Raw genomic sequence first — 15,480 nt, forward strand, 5'->3', positions numbered from 1 at the left:
GTCGTGTGATCAGGTCATCATGTCGGGGATCTGAGCGACACCGGCCACCGAGGGCCCGAGGAAGCGGGTCGCCAGGTTGGCGAAACGCTGCGGGTCGCCGGTCGACTCGAAGCTGCGCAGGACGTCACGGCCGTCCCGGTCAGCGCCGGGTTCGCCGGAGTTGACGGGGTTGACGGGTTCAGCCAGCAGGTCGCGCTCCGAGAGGGTCCGGTAGACCATCTTCGCGGTCTCCTCCGCCGAGGAGACCAGGGTGACGTCGTCCCCCATCACCAGCTGGATCACCCCGGTGAGCAGTGGATAGTGGGTGCAGCCGAGCACGACGGTGTCCACCCCGGCGTCCTTCAACGGCTCCAGGTAGTTCTCCGCCAACCCCAACAGCTGACGGCCGGAGGTGATGCCGCGTTCGACGAAGGGGACGAACTGCGGGCAGGCCTGGGCGAACACCTCGACATCGGGGCTGGCGTTGAAGAGGTCCTGGTAGGCCTGGGAGGTGATCGTGGCATGGGTGCCGATGACCCCGACCTTGCCGTTGCGGGTGGCGGCGACGGCACGGCGCACCGCCGGCAGGATGACCTCCACCACCGGGATGGGGTAGCGCTCGCGGGCATCGCGGATGAAGGCTGCGGAGGCGGAGTTGCAGGCCACGACGATCATCTTGCAGCCCCGCTCGACCAGTTCATCGGCGATGGTCGTCGCCAGCTGACGGACCACGGCCAGCGGCTTGTCACCGTAGGGGGCGTTGGCGGTGTCGCCGATGTAGATGGTGGATTCGCCGGGCAGCTGGTCGATGATCGACCGGGCCACGGTGAGTCCGCCGACACCGGAGTCGAAGATGCCGATCGGAGAGTTCGCGTCGCTCATGTCCGACAAGCCTAGTCCGTGCGCTCAGCTTCTCGTCTTGGCCCGTTCCTTCTGCACGGTGCGACCCGACCCCCAGGCGGCGAGACCACCGCCGACCGCGCCGAACAGGTGGCCCTGCCAGCTCACCCCGGGCTGGTTGGGGAAGATACCCCAGAACAGCCCGGCGTAGACGATGATGACCACCACGCCGAGCAGGATCTCCAGGATGCGACGGGTGAACAGGCCCCGGATCGCCAGGAACACCGCCCACCCGTAGATCAGGCTGGACGCACCGACGTGCACCGTGTTCTCCCCGCCGAAGGCGAACACCCCGGCACCGGCGACCAGCATCGTCATCGTCGTCGACGCCCACACCGCCTTCTGCCCGGACAGTGCCACCAGGAACAGCAGCACCGCCACCGCCGGGGTGTTGGCGATGAGGTGCCCGAGGTCCACGTGGATGAACGGGGCGGGCAGGATGCCCCAGATCCGGGAGAGGTCCTGTGGGTGGATTCCCAGGCTGGTCATCCGGTAGCCGGACAGGGCGTTGACGATCTGGACGATCCAGATCACCGCCAGGAAGACCAGTGTGGTGATCAGTGCCTGGCTGACCCGGCCGCGATCCTTGAACCGGGAGACCTCCTTGCCCGTGGAGCTGTCGGCCCCCGTGGGACCGGAAGATGATCTGGTGGTCATGGTGTGCCTCCGGTGATGATGTCGGCCCAGGCGGGGATGCCGAAGGCGCTGTCGGCGTTGAGGACAGCCCGCGCGACCGCGCGTTCAGCGCAGGTGGCCGCTGCCGCGCTGAGCACGGCGAGTTCCATCTGGTCGACGGTGTCGGACGCGTTGTCGGACCCTGTGTTGTCGGACGCCGCGGCGGACTGTCCGGTACGGACACCGGACGGCGCGAGAGCGAAGACGGTGTCCCCGTCCATCGGCAGGTGCGCCGGACGTATCGCACGCGACAGACCGTCGTGCACGGCCATGGCCAGGCGTTCGGCCTGTGCCTTGGTCACCGGAGCGTCGGTGGCGACGACCCCGATGGTTGTATTGAGCGATTCCGGCGCACCGGACGGGAACTTCATCCCGGCCATCCCGCGCTCCAGGAACGCCGCCAGGCCTTCTTCGGTCGGTTCAGGAAGAGTCCCGCCTGTGCCGTCCCCACCCAGGTCAGCGGGGTGTTCCTGCGCCACCGCAGCGGACCAGAGTGTGCCGTCGGAGGGGTCGGCGATCGAGCCGACCGGGTTGACCACCAGGCCCACGGCCACGGTCCGCCCGGCCCCGGGCAGGCTGCCCGGTTCACCGGCGATCACCGAACTGGCCTCGCCGAATCCGCCCTTGACCGCCCCGGCGACCGCGGCGTGACCGGCGCCGACATTACCGAGCGCGGCGGCAGCGTCCTGCACACTGACCGTCGCACTGTCCAGCGCGGCGTCCAGCGCGGCGCGTCCGGTCTCCGCGGAGGGACGCGAGGACGCCTCCCCCACCGGCAGGTCGAAGATCACCGCCGCCGGGACGATCGGCACGATCGGGCCCGGCACCCCCTCGCCGAACACCGGGAACCCGATGCCGCGGGCCTCCAGGCCCGCCATCACACCACCGGCGGCGTCCAACCCGAAGGCTGAGCCACCGCACAATGCAACGGCATGCACCGACTCCATCGAATTCGACGGCTTCAACAGGTCGGTCTCGCGGGTCCCTGGGCCACCGCCGCGCACATCCACCGCGCCGACCGCACCGTCCGGGCAGGCCACCACGGTGATCCCGGAACTGTCCACCTCGGCATGGCCGAGGAAGATCCCGGTGACGTCCGCCAGGCCGTTGACCGGACCCGGCTCACTCGTCGGGAACATCGAGCTCCCCCATCAAGGCAGTCAGCAGGCTGTCCTGGTGGTACCCCAGCCACTCAAGGTAGTTCTCCGCCGCGGCGACTTCCCGGGACTCCGGGTCGAGGTCGGCCCGGAACCGTTCCAGCTCGGAGTTGTGGAACGTCCGGATGTCGGCCAGGGCACCCAACCACGGGCGCACCTCACGTTCGGTCAAACTGACGTGCACCGAACCGTCCGGCCCGAGCTTGTCGCCGACCACACGCAGGTTCAACAGCTTGGCCTTGATGATGTCGGTCTCGTTGAACTGACGCGACACCCCCGACTCGCCCTCGACCTCCTCGTCACCGTCACGGAAGAACGACGGCAGCAACGCCGCCAGGGACGGGTCATCGGGAGCGTCGGTATGTCCCGACGGCAGGCCGGTCATCTCCGCCAGCTCGTCCTTCGGTGCAGAGCGTGCCCGTCCGATCAGCCGCTCGCCCACGGTCGCGGCACTGTCGCCGAGCATCTCGCGCTCCATCGGCTCCAGCTCCGTGAGAAAACGGATCCCCCGGACCAGACTCTTCTTCTTCACCCACGGTTTCATGTCGCTGCTCCTGACCTATCCCTCGCTGCGCTGCATCGTCGCCCACAGGCCGGCGGTCTGCAGCTTCTTGACGTCGCCCTCGACCTTGTCGCGTTCCCCGGAACTGACCACGGCCTTACCGTCGTTGTGGACCTGCAGCATCAGCTCAGTGGCCTTCTTGCGGGAGTAGCCCAGCACCGTCTGGAAGACGTAGGTCACGTAGCTCATCAGGTTCACCGGATCATCCCAGCAGATACACAACCACGGCAGATTCGCCTCTGCGGCGGTATCCGGGAGCTGCTCTTCCACGGGGAGTACCGCGGGAGCGGCAGGAGAGGCAGGCGCTGCTGGTGAAGTCATGGACCCCAGCGTACCGGCACTCACCGTGCTGCCGCACCGTCGCCATTGGCCCCCGACACACCGGGACGCACTAGACTGACTCAGGTGATTGACGAGACCCGCCCCTCCACCGCGCTGCTCACCGACATGTACGAGCTGACGATGCTGCAGGCCGCACTGCGCGACGGCACCGCCGAGCGTGAGTGCTCCTTCGAGGTATTCACCCGCAGACTGCCCAATGAACGCCGTTACGGTGTCGTCGCCGGCACCGCCCGGGTCCTCGACGCCGTGCGGGACTTCCGCTTCTCCGAGGCCCAGCTCGCCGAACTCGACGAGCTGAACTTCCTCGACGAGACCACCCGCGACTACCTGGCGAACTTCCACTTCAGCGGGCAGATCGACGGCTACCGGGAGGGTGAGCTCTACTTCCCGGACTCCCCGGTCCTCACCGTGCGTGGCACCTTCGCCGAGACGGTGATCCTGGAGACCGTCATCCTGTCGATCCTCAACCACGACTCGGCGGTGGCCTCCGCCGCGGCCCGCATGGTCGTCGCCGCGGCCGGGCGTCCGATCATCGAGATGGGCTCGCGCCGCACCCACGAGCAGTCCGCCGTCGCCGCCGCCCGGGCGGCCTACCTCGCCGGATTCCACTCCACCTCCAACCTGGAGGCCGCCGCACGCTTCGGCGTCCCCGCCGGCGGCACCAGCGCCCACGCCTGGACCCTGCTGCACGTCGACGAGGACGGCCAGGCGGACGAGAAGGCCGCCTTCAAATCCCAGATCGACGCCCAGGGCCCCGGCACCACACTGCTGGTCGACACCTACGACATCACCACCGGTGTGGCCAATGCCGTCGAGGTCGCCGGCACCGCCCTCGGCGCGGTGCGCATCGACTCCGGTGACCTGGGTGTGCACGCCCGGCAGGTCCGTGCCCAGCTCGACGGTCTGGGTGCCTTCGACACCAAGATCGTGGTCTCCTCCGACCTCGACGAGTTCGCCATCGCCGCGCTGCGCAGTGAACCGGTCGACACCTACGGGGCCGGCACCTCGGTGGTCACCGGCTCCGGGGCCCCGACCGCCGGACTGGTCTACAAGCTCACCTCCGTCGACGGTCACCCGGTGGCCAAGCGCAGCAGCCACAAGGCCAGCCACGGTGGTGCCAAGCGTGCCCTTCGTGCCCGCCGTGCGACCGGCACCGCCGTCGAGGAAGTCGTCTTCCCCTTCGACGAGCAGGCCCCCGACCTGGGCCTGCTGCAGGCCACCGACCTCACCGTGCCACTGATGCGTGACGGCGAGATCGTCGACGACCTGCCGACCCTGACCCAGTCCCGCGACCACCTCGCCGCCCAGCTGGTCACCCTGCCGTGGGAGGGCCTGGCCCTGTCCCGCGACGAGCCCGCACTGACCGTGCGTTTCGTGAACCTGTGACCGGCGGCTCCCCTGTGTCTGCCGATGTGTCTGCCGACCCGCTGGACCTGCTCGACCACACCGTCGACGCCCTCGGCGGCACCCGGCGCGACGGGCAGCGCGACATGGCGACGGCCGTGGCGTCCTCCATCGAGACCCAGAAGCATCTCGCGGTCCAGGCCGGCACCGGCACCGGCAAGTCCCTGGCCTACCTGGTGCCGGCGCTGCGTCATGCGGTGACCACCGGCAACCGGGTGGTGGTGTCGACTGCTACCCTGGCCCTGCAACGCCAGCTCGTCGACCGGGACCTGCCGCGGGTGACCGGGGCGGTGGCGTCCTCGCTGGGCCGGGAGCCCAGCTTCGCGATCCTCAAGGGTCGCAACAACTACCTGTGCCTCAACCGCGTCGGCGGCACCGGCACGCTCGGCAGCGACGCTGGTGACGATGGTGAGGACGCATCGGACGCCCTGCTCGACAGCGCCGAGCTCACCGCCACCGGCGCCCAGGTCGCCCGGTTGCACGACTGGGCTCAGGAGACCGAGGACGGCGACCGTGACTCCCTGCCCAAGGGGGTCAGCGACCGGGCGTGGCGCCAGGTCAGCGTGACCAGCCGGGAGTGTGTCGGGGCGTCCCGCTGCCCCTTCGGCGACCAGTGCTTCGCCGAGGCCGCCCGGGAGCGTGCCGCCGAGTCGGACCTGGTGGTGACCAACCATGCGCTACTGGCGATCAACGCCCTGGCCGACCAGCCCGTCCTGCCGGAGCATGACGTGGTCATCATTGACGAGGCCCACGAACTGGAGTCCCGGATCACCTCGGTGGCCACCGAGGAGCTCTCCGGGGCGGCCGTGGCGATCCTCGCCCGACGCTGCGAGAAGGTCGGGCCGGACGACTGCGCCACCGAACTCCTCGCTGCCGGTGACGAATGGACGGCCGCGATCGAAGCATCCGTCACCGCCGGTACCGCCCCGGAAGGACGCTGGACGCACGTGCCCGCGGCCCTCGACGAGCCGCTGCACGCCCTGCGCGACGCACTGTGGAAGACGCGCACGCGACTGTCCGGCAGTACCTCGATGACCGGCGGGTCGCAGAGTGACCCGGAGAAGTCCGCCGAGGTCCACTCCTGTGTCTCCGCCTGTGAGGAGATGCACGATGCCGTGGTGCGGATCCTCGACGCCTCGCCGGCGGAGGGGGACGCCGGTGCGTCCGGTGCGTCCGACCTCTCCGAGGACACGGCGACCGCCGAGTCCCTGCTCGGCGAGGACGTCGTCTGGCTGGCCGGCGACCGCTCCCGACGCTCGGTGTACGTCGCCCCCCTGAGCGTCGCCGACCTGCTGCGCCAACGCCTGTTCACCTCCGCCACCGTCGTGCTGACCTCGGCGACCCTGGCGCTGGGCGGACGGTTCACCGCAATGCTCGCCAGCTGGGGCGTGGCCGCCTCAGCCTGCCGCACCCTGGACGTCGGCACCCCCTTCGACGCCGCCACGCACGGCATCCTCTACACCGCCCGCCACCTGCCCCCACCCGGACGCGAGGGCACCTCACCGGACACCATCGACGAACTCGCCCAACTGGTCTCCGCCGCCGGAGGACGCACCCTCGGCCTGTTCTCCTCCCGCCGCGCCGCGGAGAACGCCGCCGCCGAACTGCGCACCCTGGTGCCCTACGAGATCCTCTGCCAGGGCGACGACTCCCTCGGCGCACTCATCGACCGCTTCCGCGACGAACCCGAGACCTGTCTCTTCGGCACGCTGAGCCTGTGGCAGGGGGTGGACGTCCCCGGCCCGTCACTGTCCCTGGTGGTCATCGACCGGATCCCCTTTCCCCGGCCGGACGATCCGCTGTCGCAGGCCCGCAAGGAAGCCGCCGACTCCGCCGGGCGCAGCGGTTTCATGGAGGTCGCCGCCACCCACGCCGCACTGTTGATGGCGCAGGGTGCCGGACGTCTGCTGCGTTCGGTCGACGACCGCGGGGTGGTCGCCGTACTCGACCAACGTCTGGTCACCAAGCGTTACGGATCCTTCCTGCGCGCCTCGATGCCGCAGTTCTGGCCGACGGTGACCGGGGACACCGCACGGGGGGCGTTGCGGCGCCTCCGTACGTCCTGAGTGCGTCCTGACGGGTAGGCTGGCATGCGAAAGTACGCGACGACCCGCGAACGCATGGAGGACCCATACATGCCCGTCCCTAGTGACCGCCCGGACATCCAGATCCCTGACGTCGGACTCTACGAGTACCTGTACGGCGGACTGTCCCCCGCGGACGAGAACCGGGTCGCCGTCGTCGACCTCGCCGGGGGCACCGAGACGTCTTTCGCCACCCTGCGCAGCCACGTCGACTCCGCCGCCGGCTGGCTGTCACGACACGGTGTGGCCAAGAACGACGTGGTGGCGCTGCACTGCCCGAACTCCGTCGAGTTCATCGTCGCCGCCCACGCCGTCTGGCGACTCGGGGCCATCCTCGCACCCGTCCCCCTGCTGGCCACCCCGTCGACCGTCGCGGAGCAGATCCGGGAGTCCCGGGCCGGCACCCTGCTGACCCTCGCCGGGCTGGGTGACGGCGGTGAAGAGGCCGTGGAACTGGCCGGGTTGGGCACCGACCGGCTGGTGCAGCTCGACACCTCGCGGGGTCTGAACCAGATGCTCGCCGAGCGCAACAACCCGCCGACGGTCGACTTCGACCCGGCCACCCAGGTCGCTGCCCTGCCGTTCTCCTCCGGCACCACCGGACTGCCCAAGGGCGTGCAGCTGACCCACCGCAACCTGGTGGCCAACATGGCCCAGGTCGAGGACGCCGGCGTGGTCTCCCGCGACGACGTGGTCTTCGGTGTGCTGCCGTTCCTCCACATCTACGGGTTGACCGTGCTGGCGAACCTGCCGGTGCGGCTGCGTGCCCGGCTGGTGACCGCACCACGGTTCGAACTCAACACCTTCCTGCGCAGCCACCAGGCCCACGGAGTCACCTTCACCTTCATCGCCCCGCCGGTGGCGGTGGCTCTGGCCAAGCATCCGGCGGTCGACGAGTTCGACCTGTCCACGCTGCGTGGGCTGTTCTCCGGGGCGGCGACGTTGGACGCCGACCTCGCCGCACTGGTCACCGAGCGCCTCGGTGTGGAGGTCTACCAGGGTTACGGGCTGACCGAGACCAGCCCGGTGACCCACCTCAACCATGCCGGCACTCCCGGCAACCTCTCCCGCGGCTCGATCGGGCTGCCGGTGGCGAACACCGAACACAAGCTCGTGGACCCGGAGTCCGGCGAGGTCATCGATGTGCCGCCCACCCCCGGGGAGCTCAGCGCCCCCGGTGAACTGTGGGTGCGTGGGCCGCAGGTGATGGGTGGCTACCTGAACGCACCGGACGCCACCGCCGAGGTACTTCCCGGCGACGGTTGGCTGCGCACCGGGGACCTGGCCCGACAGGGCTCCCACGGCGAGGTGTACGTGGTGGACCGTCTCAAGGAGTTGATCAAGTACAACGGCTACCAGGTGCCACCGGCGGAGTTGGAGGCGTTGCTGCTGACCCACCCCGGTGTCGCTGATGCTGCGGTGGTCGGCTGGGTTGATGCCGACGGTGTGGAGGTGCCGAAGGCCTTCGTGGTGCGGCAGGGTGCCGGTGCTGATGATCGTGACGGTGCCGGTGCTCGTGCTGGTGACGCGGACAGTGCCGCCGAGGGCATCATGGCCTACGTCGCCGAACGGGTGGAGCCCTACAAGAAGATCCGGGCGGTCGAGTTCATCGACCAGATCCCGAAGTCCGCGACCGGCAAGATCCTGCGCCGGGACCTCCGCGCGTCCTGACATCCCTCCCCCATCCCCACAGCTGCATCACTCCCCACAGCTTCATCGCTCCCCACAGCTTCTTGAACGTCACTCCTGCTCCCGGTTGGTCGAGACCCCCTCAAACCAACCAGGAGTGCGAGTGAGAGCACGGGTGGAAGGCAGAGTGCCGAAGGTCAGTCGTCGGCGCGGGCACCAACGGAGAGATCAGCCGGCGACCACAGTCCCGCTTACGGCGACCACAGTGACCGAGCCCGGGGCCACCTCTGTGTAGCCGGCGTCCTGCACCACTGCGGCGTACCCGGACGACGCGTCATGCTGACGAACAGCCTCCGCCCGCGCGCGCAGCCCGGCGAAGAGCTCCCGCCGCACCTCACGGACCTCCAGCGGGAAACCGGCGGCCGACCACTCCAGCGCCGCGTCCGCGCCCATCTCCGCAGCCAGCAGCATCGAACCGTGGGCGACCTGCGCCGCTGCCTTGCCCACGGACATCCCCAACGAGGAATCCACGTAGATCACCGGGGTGCCGTAGGAGGTGTCGCTCGGCGTGCCGTGGGAACTGCCGCCCGAGCCGTCGCCTGAGTTGCCGTCCGGGCTGTCGTCCGAACCGTCAACCAGGTCGGTGCCCTCGATCTGCAGCCGGTTGATCAACGCCGGAGTCTGGCTCACCGGACACGGTGTGAAGGCACGCACCCGGGCACCGTCGACCTCGGCGGTGACCCCGGGCAGCGCCTGGACGTCCCGCCACTTCTTGTTGCGGGCCCGGCGGGCGATCTTGCGGATCCGGGCACCGTACCAGCTCATCAACGCGGCGGCGAAGGCACCGGTGGTCTCCCCGGTCTCCTCGCCGGCCCGCGGATCCAGGCACACCGCGACACAGGCAGTCGCCGCGGCCTCCAGGACAGCCCGACGTGCCGGCAGCGGATCGTGCGGGATCTCGAGCACCAACGGCATCACCTGGACGGTCAACGGGTCATCCGGGTCCTCGCCGTCCCGACCGTCGCGGTGACGGTCCAGGACCTCCCGCAGTCTGCGGTGGGCGACTCGGACCTTGTCGGCGTCGTCGGTTCCTGCCGGCACCCCACGGTCGAGCTCGGGCATCAGTACTCGAGCGGGACGCGCCGGTAGGTGCCGTCCTCGAGGTCGGCGGCGTCGATCTCGTCGCGGTCGATGCCGAGCATGAACAGCACCTCGTCCATGAAGGGGTGGTTCACCGCCGCATCAGCGACCTCCTTCAACGCCGGCTTGGCGTTGAAGGCGATGCCCAGGCCCGCGACCGACAGCATGGCGATGTCATTCGCACCGTCACCGACAGCCACGGTCTGGTGCAGGGCGATACCGTTGCGCCAGGCGAACTCCTTGAGGGTCTCGGCCTTGATGTCGCGGTCGATGACCTGGCCGATGACCCTGCCGGTGAGCTTGCCGTCGACGATCTCCAGGGTGTTGGCCCGGTAGAAGTCCAGCCCCAGGTCGCGGGCGAGCGGCTCCAGGACCTGGACGAAACCGCCGGAGACCGCACCGGTGCGGAAGCCCAGGCGCTTGAGGGTACGGATGGTGGTCCGTGCACCCGGGGTGAGTTCCACCATCGACGCCACCTCGTCGATGACAGAGGCGTCCAACCCGGCCAGAGCCTTGACCCGCTCGTGCAGGGATTCGGCGAAGTCCAGTTCACCACGCATCGCCCGCTCGGTCACCGCGGCGACATCGGCCTCACGCCCGGCGTGGGCGGCGAGCATCTCGATGACTTCCTGCTGGATCAGCGTGGAGTCGACATCGAAACAGATCAGACGGGGGGTGCGACGGGTCAGGCCGGCCCGCTGGATGGCGATGTCCACACCCGTTTCATGTGCCACTGTGGCAAGTGCCTGACGCAGCTCGGCGCTGCCGCCGGGGGTCGGGTCGGCGGCGGTGATCTTCAGCTCCAGTCCGGTGACCGGGTAGTCGGCGATACCACGGATGCGGTCGATGTTGGCACCGCTCTCCACCAGGGTGCGTCCGATGGCGGAGATGTGCTCGGCGGTGACCGGATCACCCAGGACGACGACGGCGTGGGTGGACCGGGCCCGGCTGGACTGGACCTCCTCGCTGACGTCCAGGATGACGGTCATGCCGCGGTCGGTGAGTTGTTCGCACAGCGACTGTCGCATGGCTTCGGTGTTGCCGGCGATGACACCGATGTAGGCGGCGAGGTTGAGGTTTCCCCGGAAGACGGCCTGCTCGACGTCAAGCAGTTGGACGTCGTGCTCGGCGAGGATGCGGAAGAAATCCGCGGAGACACCGGGGGCGTCGGGACCGGTGACGGTGACGACCCCCGGGGTCAGTCCCGGTGCGAGGGTGACGGTCAGGTGGTGACTGGCGGCTGGGGTGTTGGCTTCGTTCTGCTTCTCCACACCTTTCATTGTCTCATGCCCCGAAATGCGGAACAGCCACACCCCGCGTAGTTGGGGTGTGGCTGTGGCCGGTGTCGCGAAGGACTACACGGGGACTAGTCGTGGACTAGAAGTGACGTCCGACGTGCGACTCTTCACGCATGGTCTTGACCATGTGCGGGTAGTGCAGCTCGAAGGCGGGGCGCTCGGAGCGGATCCGCGGCATCGAGGTGAAGTTGTGGCGCGGCGGCGGGCAGCTGGTGGCCCACTCCAGGGAGTTGCCGTAGCCCCACGGGTCGTCGACGGTGACGATCTCACCGTAGCGCCAGGAGCGGAAGACGTTCCAGACGAACGGCAGGACGGACAGGCCGAGGATCAGCGCACCGACGGTGGAGATCTGGTTCATGACGGTGAAGCCGTCCTGGTCCAGGTAGTCGGCGTAGCGGCGCGGCATACCCATATTGCCCAGCCAGTGCTGGATCAGGAAGGTCATGTGGAAGCCGATGAAGGTCAGCCAGAAGTGCCACTTACCGAGGCGGTCGTCGAGCATGCGTCCGGTCATCTTCGGGAACCAGAAGTACACGCCGGCGAAGGCGCCGAAGGCCACGGTGCCGTAGAGCACGTAGTGGAAGTGCGCGACCACGAAGTAGGTGTCCGAGAGGTGGAAGTCCAGGGCCGGGGAGGCCAGCATGACACCGGTCAGGCCACCGAAGAGGAAGGTGGCGAAGAAGCCGATGGCGAAGACCATGGGGGTCTCGAAAGTGATTCGACCCTTCCACATCGTTCCCAACCAGTTGAAGAACTTCATACCCGTCGGCACGGCGATGAGGAAGGTCATGAAGCTGAAGAACGGCAGCAGGACCGCGCCGGTGACGAACATGTGGTGGGCCCACACCGCCATCGACAGTGCCGCGATCGACAGCGTGGCGAAGATCAGGCCGACGTAGCCGAAGACCGGCTTGCGGGAGAAGACCGGGAAGATCTCGGACATGATGCCGAAGAACGGCAGGGCGAGGACGTACACCTCGGGGTGGCCGAAGAACCAGAACAGGTGCTGCCACAGGATGGCACCGCCGTTGGCGGAGTCGTAGATGTGGCCGCCCAGGATGCGGTCGTAGAGGACACCCAGGCCGGCGGCGGCGAGCAGCGGGAAGATCAGCAGCGCCACCAGCGAGGTGACCAAGATGCCCCAGGTGAAGATCGGCATACGGAACATGGTCATGCCCGGTGCGCGGAGGCACAGGATGGTGGTCAGCATGTTGATGGCGGCGGCGATGGAGCCGACACCACCGACGGCGACACCGACGACCCACAGGTGTGAACCGACACCCGGTGAGTGGATGGCGTCAGCCAGCGGCATGTACATCGTCCAACCGAAGTCGGCCGCACCACCGGGGGTGAGGAAGCCGGTCAGCATGATGATGCCACCGAAGGTGGTCAGCCAGAAGCCGAAGGCGTTCAGACGCGGGAACGCCACATCGGGCGCACCGACCTGGAGCGGCATGATGTAGTTGGCGAAACCCCAGACAATCGGTGTTCCGAACAGCAGCAGCATCACGGTGCCGTGCATGGTGAACAGCTGGTTGAACTGCTCATTGGACAGGAACTGGAGTCCCGGGTGGAACAGCTCGACGCGGATCAGCAGGGCCATGAGGCCACCGATCGCGAAGAAGGTGAACGACATGATCAAGTACATGATGCCGAGCTGCTTGTGGTCGGTCGTGGTCAAGATATTCCACGCATGCCCACCCTTCGCAGACTTTCCACCGTGCGGAGCAGGCCGTTCGGGGGCGACAGCGTGGTCGTCCCTTGGCGCTACTGCGGTCATTCAATCCTCCTGACTACGCGGTGCCGATCGTCGGTTCGACACCCAATGAATGAGCTGCTCGGCGGGACCCTTGGCGGCGTTGGACACCACCCGTCACGCAGGACCCCGCGCAGACTGCCACCAATACTAATGCGTCGGCCCCGTCATTAATAGCCAGAGCCCCCACCCCGGCCCGTCTATCACGCAATCGGGGGTGGGAGAGCCGACCGTGCCCTGCACACCGGGTAGCCGTCTCCGCCGGTCACAGCGTCCCGCCCCTCGCCTCACTCACCCACGTGCCCCTCACCCCACCCACCGACATGCCCGGGCATCCACCCGGCGCCATCCCCCATAAAACTGCTCAATGCCGGTCGCGCAACCGTTATGGACGCCGTGACAACGCATACCCCCGGGGTATACTCTTTCGACTATGACACCTCCCCCAGAATCCCGCGCCCCTTTACCGCCGGATACCCCATCCCGCCTCGTGATCGTCGGCGGTGTCGCCGGGGGCATGAGTTGCGCCGCCCGTGCCCGACGCCTCAATGACAACGCCGAGATCATCGTGCTGGAACGCGGCGAGCACGTGTCCTTCGCCAACTGCGGTCTGCCGTACTACGTCGGCGGGGAGATCGAACACCGGGAAGCCCTTCTAGTGCAGACCCCGCAGCGACTGGAGGAATCGCTGAACCTGGATGTCCGCACGCACCATGACGTCACCGGCCTCGACCCCGAGTCCCGTACCGTCACGGTCGAGACGCCCGACGGAACAATCGAGATCAACTACGACGCCCTCGTCCTCTCCCCCGGGGCTACGGCAGCCACTCCCCCGCTCCCGGAGCTGGATTCCCCCCGCGTCCACACCCTGCGCACGGTGCCCGACGCCGTCACCCTCCGTGAGATCGCCGAGGACGCCCGCAGCGCCGTCGTGCTCGGCGCCGGATTCATCGGGGTCGAGACCGCCGAGGTGCTCGCCCACCGCGCCATCACCACCACCCTGGTGGAATACGGACCACAGGTTCTCCCCCCACTGGACAGCGAGCATGCGTGGCTGGTGTCCGGAGAACTACGACGGCTCGGGGTGGACGTGCGGACCGACACCGCCGCACTGCGGGTGCTCGCCGGTGAGGGCAGCGACACCGTCGAGCTCTCCGACGGCAGTTCGTTGGACGCTGACCTCATCGTGCTGGCGACCGGAGTGCGTCCCGACACCGGCGTGTTCGAGGCCGCAGGGGTCGCCTGTGAACGCGGTGCCATCGTCACCGACGAGCACGGCCGGACCTCACTGCCCCAGGTGTGGGCGGTCGGCGATGCGACGATCAGCACCGACCCGGTCACCGGGGCCCGCCGCCCAGTGGCCCTGGCCGGCCCGGCCAACCGAGCAGGACGCCAGGTTGCCGACGACATCATGCGCCCCGGAACCGCGCGGGCACTGCCGTCCCCCGCCGGCACCGCCATCGTTCGTGTCGGTGCGTTGACTGCAGCGATGACCGGTGCCAACCGTCGTGCGCTCATCGATGCCGGGATCGACGCCAGGACGCTGCACCTGCATCCGAACCAGCACGCGGGGTACTTCCCCGGGGCGGAACAGGTCCACCTCAGCCTGCACATCGACCCGGCAGACGGCCGGATCTTCGGTGCCCAGGCCGTGGGCGCCGACGGGGTGGACAAGCGGATCGACGTCCTGGCCACCGCCATCCGTGCCGGCCTGCATGTCGATGACCTCATCGACCTCGACCTGGCCTACGCCCCGCCGTACGGCCAGGCCAAGGACCCGGTCAATCTGGCCGGGATGCTCGGGGCGAACGTCCTCGACGGCACCGTGACACTCTGGTACGCCGATGACCTCGTTGACCCTGACGAGGTCCGTCAGAGCTCACTGGTGCTCGACGTCCGCACCGCCGATGAGATCGCCACCGGGATGTTGCCGGGCGCACTGCACATTCCGCACACCGAGCTGCGTGGGCGTCTCGACGAGGTGCGCGACGAGACGGCAGGACGCCCCGTGCGGGTGATGTGCGCCTCCGGCGTCCGTTCGGCCCTGGCCCACCGGATCCTTGCCCAGGCCGGATTCGATTCGGCGACACTGTCCGGCGGCATGCTGACCCTCCGCGCGACCCTCGGCGACAAGGCCGGGGAACTGTTGCAGGCCCCCGCAGACCCGACACCGAGAAACCGATACACCGCTCCCTCCCGAAAGGATGAACACCATGACGACCACTGACCAGGACGCCCAACGAAAGATCCTGAACCGGCTGCGTCGGGCCCGCGGGCAACTCGACGGACTCATCACTGCCGTGGAGGACGAGTCGTCCTGCCGCGATGTGGTGACCAGGCTGTCCACCGTGATCCACGCCCTGCACCGGGCTGGTTATGTCGTCGTGTCCACGGCGATGCAGGACTGCATGGCCGACCCGGAGTCGACCGCCGACCACGACGGGCTCACGACCGAGGAACTCGAGAAGCTCTTCCTCTCCCTGGCCTGAGCGCTCCCGTACTCCCCCATCGTCCCCTGAAATCCCCCAACCTCCCCCGCCGTCCCCGCCCCGGT

Annotated in this window: 13 protein-coding genes; 5 read left to right on the forward strand and 8 right to left on the reverse strand. The window is 68.5% G+C overall.

All coding sequences use genetic code 11. The annotated features are described in order from the left end of the window. Positions 1-9: 9 nt before the first annotated feature. Genes murI through clpS form a run of 5 tightly spaced genes read right to left on the reverse strand, consistent with a single transcriptional unit; the run spans position 10 to position 3,594 of the window. The gene (murI, locus tag ACTXPP_RS09550) at positions 10-861 is read right to left on the reverse strand and encodes a glutamate racemase (RefSeq protein ID WP_301495197.1); all 852 of its coding nucleotides are present in this window, start codon (positions 859-861) and stop codon (positions 10-12) included. A gap of 24 nt (positions 862-885) precedes the next feature. Beyond that, on the reverse strand, positions 886-1,536 hold the full coding sequence (locus ACTXPP_RS09555) for a rhomboid family intramembrane serine protease (RefSeq protein WP_443341929.1): 651 nt from the start codon (positions 1,534-1,536) through the stop codon (positions 886-888). After that, positions 1,533-2,693 carry a P1 family peptidase gene (locus tag ACTXPP_RS09560; RefSeq protein WP_443341930.1) on the reverse strand — a complete coding sequence of 387 codons (1,161 nt, stop codon included), beginning with the start codon at positions 2,691-2,693 and terminating at the stop codon, positions 1,533-1,535. The genes ACTXPP_RS09555 and ACTXPP_RS09560 overlap by 4 nt, the downstream gene beginning before the upstream one ends. Next, on the reverse strand, positions 2,677-3,255 hold the full coding sequence (locus ACTXPP_RS09565; protein ID WP_301495203.1) for a DUF2017 domain-containing protein: 579 nt from the start codon (positions 3,253-3,255) through the stop codon (positions 2,677-2,679). Before ACTXPP_RS09565 ends, ACTXPP_RS09560 begins: the two co-directional genes overlap by 17 nt. 15 nt (positions 3,256-3,270) lie before the next feature. Further along, positions 3,271-3,594: an ATP-dependent Clp protease adapter ClpS gene (gene clpS, locus ACTXPP_RS09570; protein ID WP_301495206.1), complete on the reverse strand. Its 324-nt coding sequence runs from the start codon at positions 3,592-3,594 to the stop codon at positions 3,271-3,273. An 84-nt stretch (positions 3,595-3,678) separates the two neighbouring features. Between clpS and ACTXPP_RS09575 the strand changes: the two genes are divergently transcribed. From ACTXPP_RS09575 to ACTXPP_RS09585, 3 genes are all read left to right on the forward strand, one after another. Beyond that, positions 3,679-5,001 carry a nicotinate phosphoribosyltransferase gene (locus ACTXPP_RS09575; RefSeq protein ID WP_301520511.1) on the forward strand — a complete coding sequence of 441 codons (1,323 nt, stop codon included), beginning with the start codon at positions 3,679-3,681 and terminating at the stop codon, positions 4,999-5,001. 14 nt (positions 5,002-5,015) lie between these two features. Beyond that, positions 5,016-7,085: an ATP-dependent DNA helicase gene (locus ACTXPP_RS09580; RefSeq protein WP_443341932.1), complete on the forward strand. Its 2,070-nt coding sequence runs from the start codon at positions 5,016-5,018 to the stop codon at positions 7,083-7,085. Between the two features lie 69 nt (positions 7,086-7,154). Then, on the forward strand, positions 7,155-8,774 hold the full coding sequence (locus tag ACTXPP_RS09585; protein WP_301495212.1) for an AMP-binding protein: 1,620 nt from the start codon (positions 7,155-7,157) through the stop codon (positions 8,772-8,774). 186 nt (positions 8,775-8,960) lie between these two features. Here the strand turns inward: ACTXPP_RS09585 and ACTXPP_RS09590 are convergent, their stop codons facing one another. The 3 genes from ACTXPP_RS09590 to ctaD form a co-directional block, all read right to left on the reverse strand. Next, on the reverse strand, positions 8,961-9,854 hold the full coding sequence (locus ACTXPP_RS09590) for an aminoacyl-tRNA hydrolase (protein ID WP_301495214.1): 894 nt from the start codon (positions 9,852-9,854) through the stop codon (positions 8,961-8,963). Beyond that, complete coding sequence (gene serB, locus ACTXPP_RS09595; protein ID WP_443341934.1) at positions 9,854-11,152, reverse strand: phosphoserine phosphatase SerB; 1,299 nt, start codon at positions 11,150-11,152, stop codon at positions 9,854-9,856. The genes ACTXPP_RS09590 and serB overlap by 1 nt, the downstream gene beginning before the upstream one ends. A 97-nt stretch (positions 11,153-11,249) precedes the next feature. Beyond that, a complete protein-coding gene (gene ctaD, locus ACTXPP_RS09600) occupies positions 11,250-12,950 on the reverse strand; it encodes an aa3-type cytochrome oxidase subunit I (RefSeq protein WP_443341935.1) in 1,701 nt (566 codons plus the stop codon). Positions 12,951-13,359: 409 nt separating this feature from the next. Here ctaD and ACTXPP_RS09605 point away from each other — a divergent pair, with 409 nt between their 5' ends. After that, entirely contained in the window at positions 13,360-15,153 is a 1,794-nt protein-coding gene (locus tag ACTXPP_RS09605; protein ID WP_443341937.1) for an FAD-dependent oxidoreductase, read from the forward strand. Then, positions 15,140-15,415, forward strand: a complete 276-nt coding sequence (locus ACTXPP_RS09610) for a metal-sensitive transcriptional regulator (RefSeq protein ID WP_301499016.1) — start codon at positions 15,140-15,142, stop codon at positions 15,413-15,415. Before ACTXPP_RS09605 ends, ACTXPP_RS09610 begins: the two co-directional genes overlap by 14 nt. Positions 15,416-15,480: the final 65 nt, after the last annotated feature.

The organism is Candidatus Corynebacterium faecigallinarum, from assembly GCF_052264515.1.
Taxonomy (GTDB): domain Bacteria; phylum Actinomycetota; class Actinomycetes; order Mycobacteriales; family Mycobacteriaceae; genus Corynebacterium; species Corynebacterium faecigallinarum.

What these genes read in the sequence shown, in the direction of transcription:
- murI (WP_301495197.1), bottom strand. Translation starts at nt 861, where the DNA reads ATGAGCGACGCGAACTCTCCGATCGGCATCTTCGACTCCGGTGTCGGC.
- ACTXPP_RS09555 (WP_443341929.1), bottom strand. Translation starts at nt 1,536, where the DNA reads ATGACCACCAGATCATCTTCCGGTCCCACGGGGGCCGACAGCTCCACG.
- ACTXPP_RS09560 (WP_443341930.1), bottom strand. Translation starts at nt 2,693, where the DNA reads ATGTTCCCGACGAGTGAGCCGGGTCCGGTCAACGGCCTGGCGGACGTC.
- ACTXPP_RS09565 (WP_301495203.1), bottom strand. Translation starts at nt 3,255, where the DNA reads ATGAAACCGTGGGTGAAGAAGAAGAGTCTGGTCCGGGGGATCCGTTTT.
- clpS (WP_301495206.1), bottom strand. Translation starts at nt 3,594, where the DNA reads ATGACTTCACCAGCAGCGCCTGCCTCTCCTGCCGCTCCCGCGGTACTC.
- ACTXPP_RS09585 (WP_301495212.1), top strand. Translation starts at nt 7,155, where the DNA reads ATGCCCGTCCCTAGTGACCGCCCGGACATCCAGATCCCTGACGTCGGA.
- ACTXPP_RS09590 (WP_301495214.1), bottom strand. Translation starts at nt 9,854, where the DNA reads ATGCCCGAGCTCGACCGTGGGGTGCCGGCAGGAACCGACGACGCCGAC.
- serB (WP_443341934.1), bottom strand. Translation starts at nt 11,152, where the DNA reads ATGAAAGGTGTGGAGAAGCAGAACGAAGCCAACACCCCAGCCGCCAGT.
- ctaD (WP_443341935.1), bottom strand. Translation starts at nt 12,950, where the DNA reads ATGACCGCAGTAGCGCCAAGGGACGACCACGCTGTCGCCCCCGAACGG.
- ACTXPP_RS09605 (WP_443341937.1), top strand. Translation starts at nt 13,360, where the DNA reads ATGACACCTCCCCCAGAATCCCGCGCCCCTTTACCGCCGGATACCCCA.
- ACTXPP_RS09610 (WP_301499016.1), top strand. Translation starts at nt 15,140, where the DNA reads ATGACGACCACTGACCAGGACGCCCAACGAAAGATCCTGAACCGGCTG.